At 60.3% G+C, this 19,294-nt stretch carries 21 protein-coding genes and 1 tRNA gene; 9 read left to right on the top strand and 13 right to left on the bottom strand.

Going from position 1 to position 19,294, the window contains the following annotated elements; genetic code table 11:
• The first annotated feature begins 17 nt into the window (after window positions 1-17).
• Window positions 18-1,211 (top strand): DUF3084 domain-containing protein, encoded by a 1,194-nt coding sequence (locus tag SYN9616_RS0113175; RefSeq protein ID WP_028953510.1) that lies wholly within the window; start codon window positions 18-20, stop codon window positions 1,209-1,211.
• Window positions 1,208-1,645, top strand: a complete 438-nt coding sequence (locus SYN9616_RS0113170) for a resolvase (RefSeq protein ID WP_028953509.1) — start codon at window positions 1,208-1,210, stop codon at window positions 1,643-1,645. Before SYN9616_RS0113175 ends, SYN9616_RS0113170 begins: the two co-directional genes overlap by 4 nt.
• Here SYN9616_RS0113170 and SYN9616_RS0113165 read toward each other — a convergent pair.
• The 4 genes from SYN9616_RS0113165 to psbH are packed head-to-tail and all read right to left on the bottom strand — an operon-like array spanning window position 1,623 to window position 2,963.
• Window positions 1,623-1,880, bottom strand: coding sequence for a DUF3146 family protein (locus SYN9616_RS0113165; RefSeq protein ID WP_028953508.1), 258 nt, complete (start codon window positions 1,878-1,880; stop codon window positions 1,623-1,625). The two genes, SYN9616_RS0113170 and SYN9616_RS0113165, sit on opposite strands and share 23 nt — an antisense overlap.
• The gene (gene pth / locus SYN9616_RS0113160) at window positions 1,877-2,497 is read right to left on the bottom strand and encodes an aminoacyl-tRNA hydrolase (RefSeq protein ID WP_028953507.1); all 621 of its coding nucleotides are present in this window, start codon (window positions 2,495-2,497) and stop codon (window positions 1,877-1,879) included. The genes SYN9616_RS0113165 and pth overlap by 4 nt, the downstream gene beginning before the upstream one ends.
• A 10-nt stretch (window positions 2,498-2,507) precedes the next feature.
• Window positions 2,508-2,741, bottom strand: a complete 234-nt coding sequence (locus tag SYN9616_RS0113155) for a TatA/E family twin arginine-targeting protein translocase (RefSeq protein WP_028953506.1) — start codon at window positions 2,739-2,741, stop codon at window positions 2,508-2,510.
• A gap of 9 nt (window positions 2,742-2,750) precedes the next feature.
• The gene (gene psbH, locus SYN9616_RS0113150; protein ID WP_028953505.1) at window positions 2,751-2,963 is read right to left on the bottom strand and encodes a photosystem II reaction center phosphoprotein PsbH; all 213 of its coding nucleotides are present in this window, start codon (window positions 2,961-2,963) and stop codon (window positions 2,751-2,753) included.
• 84 nt (window positions 2,964-3,047) lie between these two features.
• Between psbH and psbN the strand changes: the two genes are divergently transcribed.
• Window positions 3,048-3,188 (top strand): photosystem II reaction center protein PsbN, encoded by a 141-nt coding sequence (gene psbN, locus SYN9616_RS0113145; protein ID WP_028953504.1) that lies wholly within the window; start codon window positions 3,048-3,050, stop codon window positions 3,186-3,188.
• On the opposite strand, the gene SYN9616_RS0113140 is transcribed toward psbN, so the two are convergent.
• Window positions 3,176-6,154 (bottom strand): alpha-mannosidase, encoded by a 2,979-nt coding sequence (locus tag SYN9616_RS0113140; protein WP_051411048.1) that lies wholly within the window; start codon window positions 6,152-6,154, stop codon window positions 3,176-3,178. The two genes, psbN and SYN9616_RS0113140, sit on opposite strands and share 13 nt — an antisense overlap.
• A gap of 35 nt (window positions 6,155-6,189) precedes the next feature.
• On the opposite strand from SYN9616_RS0113140, the gene SYN9616_RS0113135 reads away from it, so the two are divergent.
• Both SYN9616_RS0113135 and SYN9616_RS15875 read left to right on the top strand, forming a co-directional pair.
• A complete protein-coding gene (locus SYN9616_RS0113135; RefSeq protein WP_006172424.1) occupies window positions 6,190-6,309 on the top strand; it encodes a photosystem II reaction center protein I in 120 nt (39 codons plus the stop codon).
• A gap of 94 nt (window positions 6,310-6,403) precedes the next feature.
• The gene (locus tag SYN9616_RS15875; protein WP_084218361.1) at window positions 6,404-9,310 is read left to right on the top strand and encodes a DUF3769 domain-containing protein; all 2,907 of its coding nucleotides are present in this window, start codon (window positions 6,404-6,406) and stop codon (window positions 9,308-9,310) included.
• On the opposite strand, the gene SYN9616_RS0113125 is transcribed toward SYN9616_RS15875, so the two are convergent.
• The 7 genes from SYN9616_RS0113125 to SYN9616_RS0113095 form a co-directional block, all read right to left on the bottom strand.
• A complete protein-coding gene (locus tag SYN9616_RS0113125; protein ID WP_028953502.1) occupies window positions 9,311-9,781 on the bottom strand; it encodes a pentapeptide repeat-containing protein in 471 nt (156 codons plus the stop codon).
• Window positions 9,782-9,852: 71 nt separating this feature from the next.
• Complete coding sequence (locus tag SYN9616_RS0113120) at window positions 9,853-10,467, bottom strand: 3-isopropylmalate dehydratase small subunit 2 (protein WP_028953501.1); 615 nt, start codon at window positions 10,465-10,467, stop codon at window positions 9,853-9,855.
• On the bottom strand, window positions 10,464-11,885 hold the full coding sequence (gene leuC / locus SYN9616_RS0113115; protein ID WP_028953500.1) for a 3-isopropylmalate dehydratase large subunit: 1,422 nt from the start codon (window positions 11,883-11,885) through the stop codon (window positions 10,464-10,466). The genes SYN9616_RS0113120 and leuC overlap by 4 nt, the downstream gene beginning before the upstream one ends.
• Before the next feature lie 26 nt (window positions 11,886-11,911).
• The gene (locus SYN9616_RS0113110) at window positions 11,912-13,186 is read right to left on the bottom strand and encodes a competence/damage-inducible protein A (RefSeq protein WP_028953499.1); all 1,275 of its coding nucleotides are present in this window, start codon (window positions 13,184-13,186) and stop codon (window positions 11,912-11,914) included.
• Complete coding sequence (locus tag SYN9616_RS0113105) at window positions 13,179-14,327, bottom strand: MraY family glycosyltransferase (protein WP_028953498.1); 1,149 nt, start codon at window positions 14,325-14,327, stop codon at window positions 13,179-13,181. The genes SYN9616_RS0113110 and SYN9616_RS0113105 overlap by 8 nt, the downstream gene beginning before the upstream one ends.
• A 92-nt stretch (window positions 14,328-14,419) precedes the next feature.
• Window positions 14,420-15,709: a serine hydroxymethyltransferase gene (glyA, locus tag SYN9616_RS0113100; protein ID WP_028953497.1), complete on the bottom strand. Its 1,290-nt coding sequence runs from the start codon at window positions 15,707-15,709 to the stop codon at window positions 14,420-14,422.
• Window positions 15,710-15,808: 99 nt separating this feature from the next.
• A tRNA-Arg gene (locus SYN9616_RS0113095) sits at window positions 15,809-15,882 on the bottom strand.
• A 91-nt stretch (window positions 15,883-15,973) separates the two neighbouring features.
• Here SYN9616_RS0113095 and SYN9616_RS0113090 point away from each other — a divergent pair.
• The 3 genes from SYN9616_RS0113090 to SYN9616_RS0113080 are packed head-to-tail and all read left to right on the top strand — an operon-like array spanning window position 15,974 to window position 16,840.
• Window positions 15,974-16,228, top strand: coding sequence for a hypothetical protein (locus tag SYN9616_RS0113090; protein WP_028953496.1), 255 nt, complete (start codon window positions 15,974-15,976; stop codon window positions 16,226-16,228).
• Between the two features lie 31 nt (window positions 16,229-16,259).
• Window positions 16,260-16,550, top strand: coding sequence for a DUF3181 family protein (locus tag SYN9616_RS0113085; RefSeq protein WP_028953495.1), 291 nt, complete (start codon window positions 16,260-16,262; stop codon window positions 16,548-16,550).
• A 26-nt stretch (window positions 16,551-16,576) separates the two neighbouring features.
• On the top strand, window positions 16,577-16,840 hold the full coding sequence (locus SYN9616_RS0113080; protein WP_028953494.1) for a hypothetical protein: 264 nt from the start codon (window positions 16,577-16,579) through the stop codon (window positions 16,838-16,840).
• Here SYN9616_RS0113080 and murJ read toward each other — a convergent pair.
• The gene (gene murJ, locus SYN9616_RS0113075; protein WP_028953493.1) at window positions 16,827-18,434 is read right to left on the bottom strand and encodes a murein biosynthesis integral membrane protein MurJ; all 1,608 of its coding nucleotides are present in this window, start codon (window positions 18,432-18,434) and stop codon (window positions 16,827-16,829) included. The two genes, SYN9616_RS0113080 and murJ, sit on opposite strands and share 14 nt — an antisense overlap.
• Before the next feature lie 70 nt (window positions 18,435-18,504).
• Between murJ and sfsA the strand changes: the two genes are divergently transcribed.
• A complete protein-coding gene (gene sfsA / locus SYN9616_RS0113070) occupies window positions 18,505-19,293 on the top strand; it encodes a DNA/RNA nuclease SfsA (protein WP_028953492.1) in 789 nt (262 codons plus the stop codon).
• The last annotated feature ends 1 nt before the right edge of the window (window position 19,294 follow it).

The following is a 19,294-nucleotide window of genomic DNA, read 5'->3' as shown; positions in this document are numbered from 1 at the left end:
CAAGCAGGGAGGAGCCGGTGAGCGGCTGGCTTCTCATCCTGTCGCTGCTCGTCCTCGGTGGGGTGCTCTCCACCCTCGGAGATCGACTTGGTAGCCGGGTCGGCAAAGCCCGGCTCAGCTTGTTCAACATGCGACCACGCCGTACGGCCGTGGTCATCACCGTGCTCACCGGCAGCCTGATCAGTGCCCTCTCCCTCGGCCTGATGCTGCTGGTCAGTCGACAGCTGCGCGTCGGCTTGTTTGAACTCGATGCGTTGCAGCAGAAGCTCAGCGAAAGCCGGCAACAGCTCAAAGCCAACCTGGCGGAACTCGAAAAAAACAGAAGCGCCCTCGCCTCCGCTGAACAGGACCGGCGCACTGCCCGTGCGCAAACCCAGGAAGTGGAGACGAAACTCGGTGAAGCCAAGCAAAAGGCTGCTCAGCTACGCGAAGAACTGGAACCACTGCAGGCGCAACGCCAAACCCTGGAAGCCGAACGGGATCGGCTTAGTCAAGACATCGCAGCGCGTGACGCCGATATTCGACGCACCGAAACAGAGCTTGCGGCAGTCCGCAATCGCATCAGTGCTGGGGAGGATGAACTCAAACAGCTGGAACGCAATCTGATCGCCTTGCGGCGAGGGGATGTTGCTCTCAGCAGCGGTCAGACCCTGGCAAGGACCACGGTGCAGCTGGAGAATCCCAGCCAGGCCAAAGAGGTGATCGATCGCCTGCTGCGTGAAGCGAATCTGACGGCCTACAGCCGGGTTTTACCTGGCGACAAACCTGAAAAGCAGATCATCCTTGTCCCCCGAAGCGATGTGGAGAGGCTCCGCAAAATGATCAGCAAACCTGGAACCTGGGTGGTTTCGATGCGCTCCGCAACAAACGTGCTGCGAGGGGAGAGCATCGTTTACGCCATTCCTGATGTCCGCCCCAATCGCACCGTCGCCCGTCAGGGAGAAGTGTTGGCCAGCGCCACTCTGGACTCAGCCCAGCGATCACCCGACACCATCCGGACCAGCATGAACCTTCTGCTTGCATCGGCTTTCGCCGAAGTGAGGAGACGGGGCTCGCTGACTGAAGGTCTGCAATTCGATCCCAATGCCCTCAGCCAGCTCGGACAACAGCTGGTGAATCGTGAATCCGGATCGGTGAATCTCCAGGTTGTGGCGGCTCGCACCAGTGAGAGCGCTGACCCGGTGATGGTGTTGATTCAACTCGCCCAATGACAAGAGTGGTCGGTTTCGATCCAGGCCGAAGCAAGTGCGGCCTGGTGCTAGTGACGACCGACTCAGCCCAGGTGCTTGACAGTGATGTGCTGGTCCCTGAAGCCGTGCTTACCACATTGAACAAATGGAGGCAGCGCGGCGATCTGGAGATGATCGTGATGGGAGATGGGACGGGCAGCAAAACCTGGATCGAGCCGCTGCAGGATCTCACCACTTTGGTTCAGGTCAATGAACGCGGAACAACCTTGAAGGCCCGTCAGCGGTACTGGCAGCTGTGGCCACCTACGGGTCTGACCCGACTCCTTCCCGAAGGACTGAGAGTGCCGCCGGTTCCCCTCGATGCCGTTGCAGCTTTGGTGATGGTGGAGGCTTATCTGAACCTGACCTGTTCATGGCAGGTGCAAGCACCCCTCAGAAGCGTGCGCGAACGGTGAAGACATAGTCACCACCAGGCTCCAATCGGTAATCAGCCCGGACCAGGAAGCGACGCAACGCGTCCTGAATCAGGGCCCGTCCAAGCGACGGTTCAACGGTGAGTTCTCCACGATCAAAAAACCAGCTGAACTGCCACTGGAACCCCCCGGCAATGACCTCTCCTTCCAGGCATTGATCCAGAAAACATTGCCTCAGAACCCTGAGATGGGCTGTGGTCGCCGGAAGTGCCGTCATCGCTGCGCGGAGTGATGCTCGGGGCGAAAGGCATTGATGCTGTTCCCTGCTCGCTCAATGCCGACCCGCTGGATCAGCTGCAATCCATCGAGCACTTCATTCAGCACCTGTTTGACCGTCCCCTGCTCATCTTTTCCGAAGCTACCGAGCACATGGGAGACAGTGCGAGCCTTCCGTTCGGTGGGATTCTCAGCAGGAGCACCAATTCCGATCCGCAGTCTTGGAAACATCTCAGTGCTCAGATGTTGGATCGTGCTGCGCAGACCGTTATGACCACCTGCACTGCCCTTGGCTCTCAACCGCAGGCGACCGAGGGGTAGATCCATGTCGTCCACGAGAACGAGCAGCTGATCCGGAACCAGATCGAACCAGTCGAGTGCCGCTCTGATCGAGCGACCACTGTCATTCATGAAGGTCTGAGGCATCAACAAACGCAAACGCTGATCACCAATGCCGACATCGGCAGTGAGACCGTGCAATTTGGATTGATGGCGAAACTGAAAGCCGTTCTTCTCAGCCAGAAGCTCCAGGGCCATGAAGCCGATGTTGTGGCGTGTCCCCTGGTACTTGCCGCCGGGATTCCCGAGGCCCACGACCAATCTCAACCGATTGGACATGGCTTGAAGCTCAACGATCCGAGGATGGATGCTCCGATGCTTCGGAGGACTCAGCTTCGATGACCTCGGGGTCGGCCATCGCTTTGTTGATCTCGCGCTCGAACTCCTTGGAAGCGGACTGAAATCCCTTCAAGGTTTTTCCAAGGGTTCGTCCAAGTTCCGGCAAACGCTTTGGACCGAACACCAAAAGAGCAACGGCGCCGATGACCGCCATTTCAGGGAGACCGACGCCGAAGATGTTCATGGAAGGCGGTCAGCCCAGACCATTCCAGTTGACATTGATGCCCTCAAGGATCAATGACTTGTTATAGAGCTGAAGGATGACGAGAAGGAAGACGAGAAGGAAGACGAGAAACAACACCATGAAGATCCCCATCACAGGGGTTGTCCCCCAGCCAGGCACCACCTTGCCGTACTCGGAGTTCAAAGGGCGGAGGAGGTCTCCCAGACGGGTGCGTTGAGCCATGGCGACGCTTTGTCTCGGGTCGAGTGAAGTGCCGATACTGTAGGGGCCGACTCCGGTGAAGGGTCGATCCTGTCGAGAGATGTGATGGAAACCACCTCCCCAGCCCTATCCGTGGCCATTGGCGTGCTCGCTGCGCTGCTCGGTCTCACCGGTTTCGGTGTTTACCAAGCCTTTGGTCCACCCTCCAAGGCGTTGGATGACCCTTTTGATGATCACGAGGACTGAGTCAGGATCAATTCGGTCAGTTCACCCGGTTTCAACATCACGGCATCCGAGAGCTGACTTTCCTCCACGCGCCTGACCCGCCAGGCATCGCCAGGTTTCCAGAGGCAGCGCCTGGCGCTGGGGTTCAACAGACGCAGACGTCTGCTCTGATCTTTTCTGTGAAAGGCCAAGGGGACCAGATCACTTGGTAAACCCGGAAGCCATTCAGCCGTTTCAGCGCCAGCGAGGGGGCCCCACCAGCCCGGTTCCCTGAACGCGATCGCCGCTTGCGGGATGCCGGCAGAGGCCCAGTCCGATGCCATTGGCATCAAGCCAACGCGATGGCGTTGCCAACCCTGATCAGCCTTTGGATCCGGCCATGTGGGTCCACGCAACAGCGACACCCCCATCCGTTCTGGAGTTCCATTGACGCCCTGAGGACCATCCAGCAGCAGGGCGAGTCCACCACCCGGAGCCCCCGTCTGCGATGCCAGCCAGGAGATCACCGGCACCTCCCACCGCGAGTGTTCACGCTGGGTCTCGCCCTTGGCAGGGCGTTCCAGCACACCTCCACTGGTATCCGCGGCAAAGCGAACCGCCGGTTGAGCGAGGGGCAGTTCAAGCCGCAGCAGTTCATGACGTTGCTGCCATTCGACACTGCAGATCAGTTCGAGCCAGGGGCAATCCGCCCTCAGGCGCAGATCCAGCCGTAGGGCACTGAGGCCGATCCGATAGCGCAGCACGGCATGGGCCAGGAGCGGACCGGTCTCGAGAACGTCCAATTCGGCCATGCTGTCCACGGGCAACGGATGCTCGCGATAGTCCGCGGCCAGATCCCAGGCATCCCAGAACTCACCCCGATCGGAAAAGCGACCAAGCTGCAGAGGAGCAGACAGTTGCTCAATGCCCTGGGCATCACGAAGTTGAAGGAGCCCCCGATCGGAGAGATCGAACGCCATCCGGCCGTTGCCGATCCGCCAGACCCCATCGTCTAGCAAAGCAACCTCAACAGGGTTTCGCACCGACGCCGGGCTGGCCTGCTCAATCGCGGAGCGCTCGAGGGCCAGAGCCGTAAGGCCACTCCGCTCGGGAAGCTGCACCCAGACGCCGCCGCCTGATGCCGGCTGCTGCGGCAGCACAACCGTGTCTGCTCGCCAGCTCCCCTTCGGCAATCGCAGCAGTGGAGACCAATGCTCCAGCGGTTGCAAGGCCAACCATACCCAGCGATCAACACTGTCTGACGGCTGCCCAGTACTGAACAGACGCTGGATGCGTTGATCGCGCAGCGCCTTCGCCTGTCTGCGAGCCCCTCGCCAGACCGGTTCAGCCTGATCAAACACCTCAGGGATCGAGGTCCCGGGAAGGATGTCGTGGAATTGCTGAAACAGAAGAGGGCGCCAGTCAGCAGTTCCGCTTTGATCCGATCCTTGCGGCAGAAGAAAGCCGAGAGCATCCGCCTCTCGCAACAAGCGCTCGAGGCTGCGGTTGTGACGCTTCTGATCGACGCGACTGGTGGCACAACCGCGATGCAGCTCGAGATACAGCTCGTCCTTCCAGACGGGGAGCCTGGTGGACAACGGCTCCAGAGACTCAAGAAAAGCGCGAACCGTGCCGGACCGGCAGGGGAGAGATTGCGGGGACTCTCTCCAGAGCTCAACTTGATCCAGCATCTCCTGGGTTGGGCCACCACCGTGGTCCCCGACGCCTGGAATCCAGAGAGCCGTCGGCACCCCTGTCGCCTGGCACCAGGTGCGTTGCTCCTGAAGCATGTCGAGTGGATCACCACGCCGGCCGATCGGCGGCAACATCAGGCTCAGCACCTCTTCTCCACCGCGACTGCGCCAACGGAACAGCCGGTGCGGGAAGGGCTGATCCGCATTCCAGGCCAGCTTGTGGGTACAGAACCACTGAATGCCGGTTCGTGCCGCCACCGCTGGCAGCCCGGCACTGAACCCGAAGCTGTCAGGCAGCCAGGCCAGGTTGTGCGTCCATTCAGGGAAGACGCGATCGCTGAAGTCCTGGCCAAGCTGGAACTGCTGCCAAAGAGAGGCGCTGCTCACCAAAACGCAATCGGTTTCCACCCAGGGCCCGTTGATCGGCTCCCATCGCCCAGCCCGACTGGCCGCACAGACGGCATCGAACAGACCGGGACGGTGCTGCTGCAACCAGGCGTAAAGAGCTGGCGTTGAGTGGGCGAAACGCAGATCTGGGTTGCAACGCATGAGCTCCAGGGCAGATCGGAACGTGCGTTCTGCTGCCAGCCAGGTGTCGGCGACGGGCCAAAGCCAAGCCAAATCAAGATGGGCGTGGCCGATCCAGTGGATGCCTCCCTGCGGAGCAGCAGCTCGCTCCAGCTCACTGATCACAGCAGCACTGGCCTCATCGGTCATGGGATCGATCTGCTGCCAGGCAACCGGAAGTGCGCCGCCCGACTCCAGATGCAGCATCAACCTCTCCGGGAGGAGAGCCTGATCGGAATCACGGTCGGGGGCCTTCGGTTCAAGACACAGCGCACTGCTGATCAGTGCACCGTCGTCATGCCCGGGGCTACGGAGTTCCAGCTGGAGATGAAGCTCAGCTCCTTCCCGGACACGGTCGGGCACCGACCAGCGACAGGTGGTGTCGAAGAGATCTCCCTCATGAACCAATGTGCCGTCGACCCAGAGGCGCATGGCCTCTGCCCACCAGCTGAGCACCAGTCGTGCCCGACTCGCCTCAGATGCTCTCCACCCATCCGGCCAGCGCAGGGTCTGCTCCAATCGGATCGATTGACGACCGCGCGGCCAGATCAAAAGACCCCGTTCTGCCCAGTCGGGACGGTGGATCCGCCCCCAAGGATCCCTCTCGAAAGGAGCGTCCTGCAGACGGTCACAGCGGCGCCAACCAGCCTTGAGATCGCAGCGCGAGCGACGTCGAAACGTTTCAATCCAAGCCGATCGCCTGGCTTGCAGGAGGTCCAACTCGTTGGTAACGCTGTCGTGCCCCATAAGATGGTCGCTCTCACAGACGCCGGTCGGTCTCCATGCTCGCCCTCAAGATCTCCGTTTACTCGGTCGTCTTCTTTTTCATCGGCATCTTCGTATTCGGCTTTCTGGCAAGCGATCCAAGCCGCACCCCAAGCCGCAAGGATCTCGAAGACTGACCAGCTGCCCTGGCGGACCGCGCCACGCACTGGTCTTGTTTGCGCTCCAGAGTTGATTTGAAGTGGCAGGATCGCAGCCCCCAGCAGGCATCCTTTGGCGGCGCCCCGCCTTCTTCTGTCATTCTCCGGCTGGCTGTTAGCCGGTTTTACTTCGGTTGGTTATCTGCCGTTGGCCGCTGAGCCCGCGCCAACCGAACAGGATTCCGTTGTGCAGCCGGCAGAAGCTCCACAGCCGCCGGAGGAGATCCAGCTCGAGGCCGATCATCAGTTTTACGACCAGCGGCGAGGCGTCACCATCGCCGAAGGAAATGTTCGCGTTGTCATCGGGAACTCGGTTCTGCGTGCGGATCGCATTGAATTCGATACCGGTTTCCGAAGCCTGTTCGCCCGTGGTTCCGTCAGGCTGCAACGGGGAAAGCAGTACTTCCAGGCCTCAGCCTTTCGCTACAACCTCTTTCAGAACGAAGGAGAACTGGACGACGTCTACGGCGTTGTCGATCTTGAGTCGTTCTCCGGTGTCATCGGTGCATCGGAGCCTCAGACCAATGCCGGAGACGACCAGGACAGCGCGGTCACATCCCTAGCCAGCAAGCCTGAGCCGGACGTTTCAACCGTCCAGGAACCTGATGAGGGAATGGCATGCCCTCCCGATCTGCCGCCCCCGCCGGACTGGAACCCCGAAGCCTGGGCTGTCACCGCCTGGGGTGGCCAGTCCATTGATTCCAACTTCGGCGACACATTCCTGTTCAACGGCCGGATGCGTCCGGAATATCTGCTGGGCCTCGGCTTGCAGAAACGAATCTTTCGCGCCGGACCGCTATCACTCGAACTGGAAGCCGATCTGTTCGGTCACAAAGCCGGCCGACAACCGGGAGGCGAGTTCAATCAGGCAACGCCCTACCAGGACCTGCAGTCTCAGGCTTTCGGAGAGGGCATCCTGGGGATCGGAGCCAGGCTGTGGGTTCAGCCCTGGCTGAATTTCGGCTTCATCGAAGGCGTCAGTTACAACACCGATTACAGCCTCTACGAGAAAACCTTCCGTGAGAACTACACCCAGCTGCTGAATTACATGGGCTTTGAAGTGGAAGCGGCTGTGTCGTCCGAACTCTCACTGGTCGGTCGCATCCATCACCGCTCCGGTGCCTTTGGCACTTACAACGGTGTGACGGAAGGAAGCAATGCCTATCTGCTGGGACTGCGTTACCGCTGGGGTGACGAACCGGCGGAGCAAGAATCTTCCGTCATGCCTCCACCGCTCGGCTGCCCTGACCCGGATCGTGAGGATCGCGTCAAACCCAGCTCACTCTCCGATCAGCTGGAAGCTGTGGCCCTTGGCGATGGCGGTCAAGCTCAGAGCCAGGGATCTACTGAACAGCCACCCGCTCAACCCAGCGTTCCTCCGGCCGTTCAGCAGGGCCGCCGGACTGAAGCGATCGCCAACATCGATCAACGTGTGAGTGACGTGTCGTTCCAGGGAGCATTGAAAGTGGAACGTCGCAGCGGAGTTCCACTGATGCGACTCAATTCGAACGTCAAGGATGAGAATCGTTTCGGCGTGGTGAAGGTGCCGGAGCTCAAGCGAATGGGCAGCACCCAGCTCATCGATGGAACAATCAGCCGTTGGCGAATCCAGGCTTCTCGGGTTCAGATCACGCCTGAAGGCTGGACGGCAGATCGCATGGGATTCACGAATGATCCCTTCACCCCAGCGCAGACACGTATCGATGCAGAGGGGGTGATCGCCAGGGAGCAACCAAACGGCGCCATCCTGATCACGGCACGACGCAACAGACTTCTGGTGGAGGATCGACTCCCAATTCCAGTGAGTCGTCGCCAACTGATCGAACAGGAAGAAGAAGTCGAGAACCGCTGGGTCCTGGGAATCGACAACAAAGACCGAGATGGTTTGTTCGTCGGTCGCAACCTCAAGCCGATTGAGCTCGGTTCAGACACAGAAGTCACACTGCAACCGCAACTTCTGATCCAGCGCGCCGTCGACGGCAAGGGCGACGGGGTTGGAGACCTGCTGGGCCTCGAAGGCCAACTGACGGGTGGTTACGGCGGCTATCGGCTGAAGGCAAATGCCGACATCAGCACCTTCAATCCAAGCAATTTTTTGGATGGCAGTCGTTACTGGGGAAGTTTCGGCCGCGACCTCAACCTGGGTGGACTGGGATCGGTGAAGGCCGAATTGTTTGGCACCTATCGCTACAGATCCTGGAATGGATCTCTTGGAGAAACCGATATCAATGCGGCCTATGGCCTGTACGGCGAGCAGCGTGGTGAGTGGGCACAGGGTGAGTCCACCCATCGCTATCTGGTTCGAGGCGCTTTCGGCGACTACTACGCCGATCGCTACAAGAGCAAGAAGATGCTGCGGACTGGACGAGGCAGTCTCTTCGGATCTCTTTCAAGCAGCTTTCCACTGGTCACTGGAGAAACCGCGGAACTCACACCTCAGGCCGCCTATCGCTACACACCGGAGCCGATCGTCCCTGGCGTCACGCTCAACACGAACGTCAACAGCACCCTCGCGGCGTACGGAACCGGGGACTACCAGCAAACCCTGAGTTTCAGTGGAGGGCCCACGCTGACGCTGGGAACGTTCAGCAAGCCCTTCATGGATTTCACGCAGCTCACGGTGATTGGTGGCGGAACCCTGCGCGGAGGCGCCAGTCCCTTCGAATTCGACCGGGTGGTTGATTTCGGAACGCTCGGGCTGGGCATCACACAGCAGATCGCCGGACCGCTGGTCATCAGCAGCGGAGTCAGCCTCAATGTCGACCCTGGGTCGCAGTACTACGGAGATGTGATCAACTCCAACATCGAATTCCGCTGGCAACGACGCAGCTACGACATCGGCATCTATTTCAATCCCTATGAAGGCATCGGCGGTGTTCGCTTCCGGCTCAACGACTTCGACTTCAATGGCACCGGCGTTCCGTTTGTTCCTTACAACCCCGTCAGGGTTAATGACAGAGTCGATAACCTGCCTCTCTGATCAATCAGCCCCGCCGTAGATCAGGTTGCTTCCCGTGAGATTGGCCCCGACAAAGCGAATTCCATCCGTACGGACCCCTGGGGCATACGCATTGATCACCAACGCATCGCTGAGGTCGGCATGGGATAAATCCACATCGCTGAGATCAGCATTGGTGAGGTTGGCTTCCCGCAGATCAGCCTTGCTCATCAACGCTCCGCTCAGATCAGCTCCCTCGAGATTGGCAAGGCGTAGATCAGCTCCACGGAGATCAGCCCCACGAAGATCAACGCCGATCAGATGCGCTGAACGGAGATCAACATTCCTGAGATCACAAGCCCGGCAGGCACCTTCAAGGAGCAATCGGGAACGCATCGACTCCTGCAAAGGTTCGATGGCCAGAGGCACAGGCGCCGCAACAGCCACAGCTGTTGCCAATGGAGCCAAAAGACCCGCAAGAACGGACGCGGGCCGCACAGTGAACTGAGCCATCGAGACATCACGCCATCGCCTATCTCTTTCATAGACCCACGCGTCCAATCCCGCAGCCAGTCTTCTGCTATCTAGGCCGTAATGAAGTCGTTGAGATAAGGAAGGCGTGCCATCAGAGCCTTGTTCTCCGCACTGTTCTCCACAAGTTGTGACGTGGCATCCCAGCGACCACTCAGAAGCATCTCGCGCGGCCCGGACTCCATCGCGACAGCCCAGTCCACACTGCTGGATGCAAGACGCATCGACGACAGATCAAGACATAACGATTGGTCTGGTGCAGCGAGAACTGCCTGCTGAATCGACTCAATCGTGTCCGGGCTCGCCGTGACACATGGAATCCCGAGTGCCAGACAATTCCCGAAAAAGATTTCAGCGAAACTGACCCCGACAACCGCTCGTAGACCCCATCGCATCAGCGCCTGGGGTGCATGTTCACGGCTGGAGCCGCAACCGAAGTTGCTATTCACCACCAAGATCTTGGCCCCTTGGAACTCGGAGCGGTCGAATGGATGCTCACCGTTGAGCTCAGCGCGATCGTCCGCAAAGACCTGGCCACCAAGCGCATCGAAACTCACGCATTTGAGAAACCGCGCCGGGATAATCCGATCCGTATCGATGTCCTCTCCCTGCAGAGCGAGCGCCCTGCCCTCGATTTGCGGAATGGAGCCATTGGGAAACGTGCTCATGCCTTGACGGGATTCAGAGACAGACGGCGGACGTCGATGACGTGGCCATGGACGGCGGCGGCAGCCACCATGGCGGGGCTCATCAACAGGGTTCGACCACTGGCTGATCCCTGACGCCCTTTGAAATTGCGATTGCTTGAGCTGGCACTGATCTGGCGGCCTTCCAGTCGATCGGGGTTCATCGCCAGGCACATGGAGCAACCTGGCTCTCTCCATTCAAATCCGGCCGCACGAAACACCCGATCGAGGCCTTCGGCCTCCGCATCCCGCGCCACCTGTTCCGATCCAGGAACGACGAACGCCTTAATTCCCGAAGCCACATGCCGGCCCTGGGCGACAGCCGCCGCCGCACGCAGATCGCCGAGACGACCGTTGGTGCAGCTGCCGATGAAGCAAACATCGACAGGAACTCCGGCAATGGCCGTCCCGGGATGCAAATCCATATACCGATAAGCCTCTTCAGCGATGGGGCGTTCTCCGGGGTCCAACTCCTCCAACGCCGGAATTCGCTCATCGATCCCAAGCCCCTGGCCAGGGGTGATTCCCCAGGTAACGGTGGGAGCAATCATCGCGGCGTTGAACACCATTTCGTCATCCACAACTGCATCGCCATCGCTGGCCAGTCCGCGCCACCAGGCCACCGCGCGTTGCCACGATTCATCTGAAGGGGCATGAACGCGGCCCTTCAGATAATCAAAGGTGACCTGATCCGGATTGACATAACCGCAGCGGGCACCACCCTCGATCGCCATATTGCAGACCGTCATCCGCTCCTCCATGGAGAGAGCCTCGATGGCCGTCCCGGCGAATTCATAGGCATACCCGACTCCGCCTTTGACGCCGAGCACACGAATCACATGAAGGATCAGATCCTTCGCACTCACTCCATCCGCCAGCTGGCCATCAACACTGATGCGACGGACCCGCAGCTTGTTCATCGCCAGGGTCTGACTGGCGAGTACATCACGAACCTGGCTGGTGCCAATTCCGAAGGCAATGGCCCCGAAGGCCCCGTGGGTGGATGTATGGGAGTCCCCACAGGCAATGGTCATCCCTGGCTGGGTTAATCCCAGCTCAGGTGCGATCACATGCACGATTCCCTGGCGTCCACTCCCGAGGCCATTCAGTTGGATGCCGTACTCCTCACAATTGCGCTCCAGGGTGCTGAGCATCTCCTCTGCCAAGGGATCGGCAAACGGTCGCGCCTGAGAGGTGGTTGGAACGATGTGATCAACCGTTGCGACGGTGCGTTCGGGACATCGCACAGTCAGTCTCTTGTCTCTGAGTGCCGCGAACGCCTGAGGACTGGTGACCTCGTGGATCAGGTGCAGACCGACAAACAGCTGCGTTGATCCTCCTGGGAGATCCCCCACGCAATGCAGATCCCAGACCTTGTCGTAGAGGGTGCCGGTACTCAACAGCGCCACTGCGGCAGTCGAGAACCCTAGCTCTGAGACATCGGGAGCCTGTTCAGCAGACGCAGCCTGAGCCGATCAAGACCTCGAATCACACTCAGCTGTTGCACCGCATCACGTCCACGACGCCCGCCGAAACGTTCTGCTGCAGCCACGCAACCATCAGGACCGGCCACGGCGAGATGCACCAGCCCCACTGGCTTGTCGGGGGAGCTTCCGCCGGGGCCGGCGACACCACTCACGGCCACGGCCCAGTCGCTGCCAGTGATCTTGCGAACCCCCTGGGCCATGTCCGCCACGACAGGATCTGAAACGGCGCCATGGGTCTCGATCAGCTTGGGGTTCACAGACAGCAGCTTCTGCTTCACCGCATTGCTGTAAGCGATGACCCCTCCGAGAAAGACATCCGAGCATCCGGGGACGGCAGAGATAGCAGCGCCGATCCCACCACCGGTGCACGACTCGGCCACGGCAAGCGTCTCACCGGCATCACGCAAAAGCTGCAGCACAACAGACGCCAGACTGTCGTCGTCGCGGCCATAGCAGTACTGGCCAGCCCGTCGAAGCAGGTCTGCTTCGACCGGATCGAGGAGCGACTCCGCCGCCATGGGGTCGGCCGCACAGGCCGTGATTCTCAGCTTCACATCGCCGAGCGAGGCATAGGGAGCAACCGTTGGGTTATTGCCCTCGAACAGATCCGTCACCTGTTCAGCGAGGTTGGATTCCCCAATCCCGGTGAAGCGAAGCTGACGACTGGCGAAGATGCCGGCAGCTCCGCCGTGCAGCCGCAGCCAGGGCTCGGCGGTCGCTGACCACATGGCCCGCATTTCAGACGGCACCCCCGGGAACGTGATGATCGTGAAACCCGGCCTCGGGGACCAGATCATTCCCGGTGCGGATCCCAGGGGGTTTGGGAGAACGTCTGCGCCTCGTGGCAAGAACGCCTGGCGCCGATTGCTTGCGGCCACCGGCCTGCCACCGGAGCCAAGCTTGTCCTGGATCTCCCGCCACAACTCAGGACGTTCGTCCAGAGGGGTATCGAAAGCAGCGGCCAGGCTTGCCGTGGTGAGATCGTCCGGCGTAGGGCCCAAACCGCCGGTGGTGATCAGGATGCTGCTGCGGTCTGCCGACTCCAGCACCGCCGATTTGAGTCGTTCCTCGTTGTCTCCGACAACGGTCTGTCGGTAGTGGGGAAGACCTAAGCAGGCCAGGCGCTCTGAAATCCAGCGCGCATTGCCGTTGAGGATGCTGCCCAGCAGAAGCTCTGTGCCGACACACAGGATCTCGACACCGCGATCAGCCATGACGATCGCCGCAGGAGGCGATCCCTTTCGGGTCTGAGGTCGTGGACGGAGCTGTTTCTCGAAAAGCCAGTTCCGTCTGCAGTTGACGGCGGCTGATCACCACGGTGGCCACAAGGATCGCCGTGGCGAGAGCCAACCAGAGAAACCGCATCTCGGCATTGGCCACAACCAACGCCAGAGCAGCCAGCCACTGGGTAAAGACGTAGATCAACAACACGGTGCGGCGATGGCTGAAACCGGCTCGCAACAGCCTGTGGTGAAGATGGCGCCGATCCGGGTGAAAGGGTGAACGCCCCTCGCGCAGCCGACCCATGATGACGGCGGACATGTCCGCCAGAGGCAGGGAAAGGATCAACAGCGGCAACAACAGGCTGACGGTGGTCAGACCCTTGGCGGGACCCACGATGCTCACGGCCGCCAGTGAGAAGCCAAGGAAATAGGAACCGCCATCGCCCATGAAGATGCGAGCCGGATTGAAATTGTGTCTCAGAAATCCCAGGCAGGAGCCGGCTAGCGCCGCGGCCAGAAAACCGGCCGCGACCTGGTGCAGTGAAAAACTCACCGATACAAGACCAACGGCAGCAATTCCGGCAACACCGGCAGCCAGACCATCCAGTCCATCGAGCCAGTTGATGGCATTGGTGATGCCGACCAGCCAGATCACCGTGGCGATCAAACTGAGACTGTCCGGCAACACGATCGGAGTTCCAGTGGCCGTGAGCCAGGGCAGATCAATCGCACCGATGCGAACCCCTTCGCTCCAGATCACGCTGGAGACCAGCACCTGTCCGGCCAACCTTGGCCAGGGGGACAGGGCGAACAGGTCATCGGCGAGACCAATCAAAAAGAAGCAGAGAGATCCGGCGAGGGTGCTCCAGATCAATTGATCCCTCGCCGGAGCGAGAAGTCCAAACCCACCCATCAGCCAGATCGCCGTCAACGCGAGCCCGAAACCAAGCACCATGGCCACTCCGCCAAGACGGACCATTGGCGTGCTGTGCTGCTTGCGGGGGTCGGGCTTATCTGTCAGGCCGAACCTCATCCCGGTCGAACGCACAACCGGAACGAGGGATGTGGTGATGGCAGCAGCCAACAAAAAACTCACCGAGGCAACCGCAACAGGGCTGGAGGCGAGGGACACGGAAGCTCCTGAAGCGGGCAGGCCCTCAGTTCATGAAGGCTGTCTTGATCCTAGGAAGTACCCCGGCTTGCTTCCAAGCCGGACTGGTCCACTCAGGTAAGCGCTGGTTGCTTCTCTCTGGAATAGAGGGGGAAGCGCCGACAAAGAGCCTCAACCCTGGCCAGGCATTGCAGCTGGATGGCGTCATCCTCGGGATTCTGCAGCCTGTCAGCGATCACATCCGCAACGTCCCGGAAAGCGGCGTTGTCGAAGCCTCGCGTGGTTAAAGCGGCTGTTCCCAGGCGCAGTCCACTTGTCACGAACGGGGACTCCGGATCAAAAGGCACCGTGTTCTTGTTCGCAGTGATGTGCACATCACTGACCAGGAGATCAGCCACCTTGCCTGTCATCCCGATCGAACGCAGATCCAGGAGCACAACGTGATTGTCGGTGCCTCCACTCACCACATCAATGCCGCGCTCAATCAGACGTTGCGCCAGTGCCGCAGCATTCGCGACAACCTCACGGCAGTAGGCCTTGAACTCGGGTTTGAGGGCTTCTCCGAACGCCACCGCCTTGGCAGCGATGACATGTTCCAACGGCCCACCCTGGCTGCCGGGGAAAACAGCTTTGTCGAATTTCCGCGCGAAGTCGGCATCACGACAAAGAATGAGTCCTCCGCGGGGGCCCCGCAGCGTTTTGTGCGTGGTCGTGGTCACCACATCACAGTGCGGAACAGGGCTGGGATGGACCCCGGCAGCAACGAGACCGGCGATATGCGCCATGTCCGCCAGGAGAAACGCCCCAACCTCATCAGCGATGGCCCGGAATGCAGCGAAATCAATAATTCGTGGGTATGCGGAATAACCACAGACAATCAGTTTCGGTTTGTGCTCCAGGGCAAGCTCACGAATCGCCTCCATATCGAGACGCTGGGACTCTTTGTCGACGCCGTACTGCACGACGTTGAACCACTTCCCGCTGACGTTGACCGGCGAACCGTGTGTGAGATGTCCGCCGTGGGACAGATCCAATCCCATGATCTTGTCTCCCGGCTGGAGCAACGCCAGAAACACGGCGAAATTGGCCTGAGCACCGCTGTGGGGCTGGACATTGGCCCAGGCGGCACCGAAGAGCTGCTTAGCGCGGTCAATCGCCAGCTCTTCAATGGCATCAACGTGTTCACAACCCCCGTAGTAACGCTTATGGGGCAAGCCCTCGGCGTATTTGTTGGTGAGAACGGACCCCTGCGCTTCCATCACCGCCCTGGACGCGAAATTCTCACTGGCGATCAGCTCAAGGTGCGTTTCCTGACGCAATCGCTCCCGGTCGATCAGTTCGGCGATCGCCGGATCTGCAGCGGCCAGGTCGGTATTGATTGCTTTGTCATTCAGCTCATTCATGGCAAGTCGTCTGTCCTTAAACCGATCGTAAGAAACGATTTCCTTCCGTCCGTGAAGCAAATGAGCAAAAAAAAAACTGCCCGCAGGGCAGTTAAAAAGCGCGCCTGGAGAGATTCGAACTCCCGACCCTCTGATCCGTAGTCAGATGCTCTAATCCGCTGAGCTACAAGCGCCTGCGTCCGACCATCAGACCCCATCGAGGGGGCCTCCGTCAACTGAAGCCGTTCGGGCGCCACAATCGGCCTCGCAACCTTGATCATCGCTATGCCGATCCGCTGGTACGGCCCCGCCGATCCCGACGATCCCACTTACCGGCATTTCGAACGTGTGGTGAATCTCACCCTTCACGCGATGGTTTTCGCGGCCCTGAACAGTGGCCTCTGGTTCATCCAGGAAATGCGTCATCCCTGGCAGGGATTGCGTTGGATAACAGGCCTCTGGCTGGCGGGGTTGCTCCTGCACCTGATCGTGGTGATCGCCCAGCGTCCGGAACCCGCGTCGGATCCATCGGACGGCTGAGGCAGCATGAGCAAGGACTCGATCCCCTGAGATGTCGCTTCCCGCTGCCGACCTGCAGGATCTGCAGGCCACACTTGCCGACCGACTCTTCATCCAGATCAGCGGCTGGCATCTCTACCTGGGAGATGCTGATCTTGCTGGCCCCTTAGCAATTGAGTGCAGTGCCCGTGTTGAGCAGGGCGCTTCCGTTGCCGCCAGGCAAGCGATCGAAGCGGTGAAGGTGTCGCTGGCGGGCGGAGCTACACAACTGCCACTGGCAAGACTTTTACCGCCCGCACAGCTTCGTGAACTGGAGGAAATCCTCGAGCCTTACTGCCGATAAGGTTGCACTCCTCTGGGACTGGTGATGTGCTGATCATTGAAGTCACCAACTCACGAGAGGTGGTGCGTCAGCGCATTGGCTCCCTGGGAGAGCGGCTGATCGGCCGAGTTGTCGACCCGGAAGCTCAGGTCGAGAAGGCGTTGATTCAGGAACTGGAGACGGCATTCCGTGAGTTCGGCATAGAAGCCCGGATCGTGTCCGTGCAAGGGCCTCAGCTGATCGGACGGCAGCAGCTGGAGCTGCCAATCCAGGTGCGAGAGGACCGGGAAGTCCGACTCAACGAATCCTGAGCCTCTGGCGCAGAGCACTCCCAAGGTCTGAGACCTCCGGGACCCCGAAGATGGACCCCAACAGTCCGAACAGGACGAGACCAAGCGCTCCAGGCAGGGCCACCTGCAGAGCTTGCCCGGCCAGACCGTTGGGCCAGAGCACTGCTCCCTGAAGCCACCAGGCCGGCAGAGCGGCAAGCAGGCCGGCACCACAAAGTTTGGCCGCATCGACGGCCCATGTCCTGAGCGGCAAGACGTCGAGCCTGCGCTGCAGGGCCACCAGCAAGGCCGCACACGTGATCACATTGATCGCCACGGTGGCAAGCACCAGGCCAGGCGCTCCGAAACTGAACGGCAGCTGGTTGCCCCAGGGCGAGGGGCCTCCCACAAGCAACCAATCAAAAACGATGTTGAGGCCGATGCCTGCCAGCGAAAGGCGGAAAGGAGTGGTTCCATCACCAAGCGCGTAAAACACCCGCACCAGAACATCTCTTGCGAGATACGCCGGCATCCCCAGGCCGTAGGCCATCAGCAGGCCGGTGACAAGCCGGACGGCCTCACTGTCGAAGGCGCCCCGGGCGTACACCAACACCACGACCGGAGCCCCAAGAGCAATGAACAGCCCTCCAAGCGGCACCATCGAGGTGATCGACAGCATCAGGCCCTGGCGAATACGAGAGACCAGTTCCTGCCGATCCTCCGGCGCTGTCAGCCTTGAAAATGTCGGCAGCAAAGGCACCAGCAGGGCATTGGAGATCAGTCCCAGCGGTGTTTGCACAAGCAGATTGGCGTAACCAAGTCCTGCAGCGGCACCGGCGATTCCGGAGGCGAAGAACAGATCGGTGAAGACATTGATCTGCAACATCCCCGACGACAAGGTGGCCGGTCCCATGACCCGCCAGACCTCCCGCACCCCGGGATGACGCCAGTCCCAGACCAGCTGAAAGCGGGCCAGACCCTGCCGAATCAATGCCGGCAACTGGATCAACCATTGGAACAGGGCACCCATCAAGGTGGCTGCCGCCAGCACAGCACCGCCAAGCAGGGCATTGGCTGGCAGGGCGATTCCATCTCCCAGCTGCCACCAGAGCAGGCCAACACCCACGATCAGGGCAAGGCTTGACATCAACGGAGAGACGGCCGGAATCCAGAACTCATCGGCCGCATTGAGTGAACCGAAGCCGAGGCCGATCAGACCGGCCAGCAACGCCATCGGAGCCATCACCTGCAGCTGAACAACGGCGATGCGATGCAACTCGCTGTTCAGTCCTGGACCCACAAGCGTGATCAGTGGACCAGCGGCAAGAACCAAAACGGCGGTGACGCCAAGCAGCAGAGCACTGACACTGGTGTTCAGGGCCGCAAGGATGTGGGCGCCTTCAGCACGCGGCCGACGGCTCAGCACACTCACCATTGCGCTGTGGAAAGGCCCGTTGATTCCACCGAGCAGGATCAGCAGAAAACCCGGCAACACGTAGGCGTAGTTGTAAGCGTCGTAAGCGGCGCCGACTCCGAACGCGGCGGCGATGACCAGCTGGCGAATCAGTCCACCGAACTTGCTCAGCAGCGTTCCAAGGGTGACGACAAGGGCAATGCCCTTGAGTGATCGCGCCATCCGGATGCATTCAGGATCCGCGCATTGTGGGCTTGTTCGGGAGCACCATGGCCTTATCTCAGCTAGCGCCATGACCGGCCGCGCCTTCGAGGGCAAACCGCTGCTCAGCTTTGAGCCGCTTGTGGAAGGGATCCTGATCAAGCGCTACAAGCGCTTTTTGGCGGACGTGGAACTGAGCAGCGGCCAACAGATCACGGCCCACTGCGCCAACACCGGACCAATGACTGGTGTTCTAATTCCCGGCCAGAGAGTTCGGCTGCGCCATGCACCGTCCCCAAAGCGAAAGCTGGCATGGACCTGGGAGCAGGCTGAAGTTCCAGGCGTGGACGGGAAACCCTGCTGGGTGGGCATCAACACAGCCGTGCCGAACCGCCTGATCCGCGCCGCCGTTGAAGCGGGCTGTCTTGACGAGCAACTCGGCCCCATTGCTGCCATCCGCGCGGAGGTGCCTTACGGCGTGAATCGCCGCAGCCGCATTGATCTACTCCTCACACCAGCGGAAAGCAACCCTGATTCAAGGGCGATCTACCTGGAAGTGAAAAACACCACCTGGACCGATGGGACGACAGCCCTCTTCCCGGACACGGTGACCGAACGCGGCCAGAAACACCTTGTGGAAATGATGGGGGTACTGCCAGACGCGAGAGCTGTTCTCGTCCCCTGCCTCAGCCGGGCGGATGTGAAGGACTTCGCACCGGGCGATGCCGCTGATCCGCGTTATGGCGAGCTGTTCAGGGAGGCGCTGAATTCGGGCGTGGAAGTCCTGCCCTGCTGCTTCCGTTACGAACCGAACGCGATTCTCTGGAACTCCCTGCGGCCATTGAGACCAGTTTCAAGTTTTGTATCAGATCAAACATAAG

It is taken from the genome of Synechococcus sp. CC9616 (assembly GCF_000515235.1).
GTDB lineage: Bacteria > Cyanobacteriota > Cyanobacteriia > PCC-6307 > Cyanobiaceae > Parasynechococcus.
The sequence above is the reverse complement of the archived record's forward strand: the minus strand, read 5'-3'. Positions and strand labels throughout refer to the sequence as shown.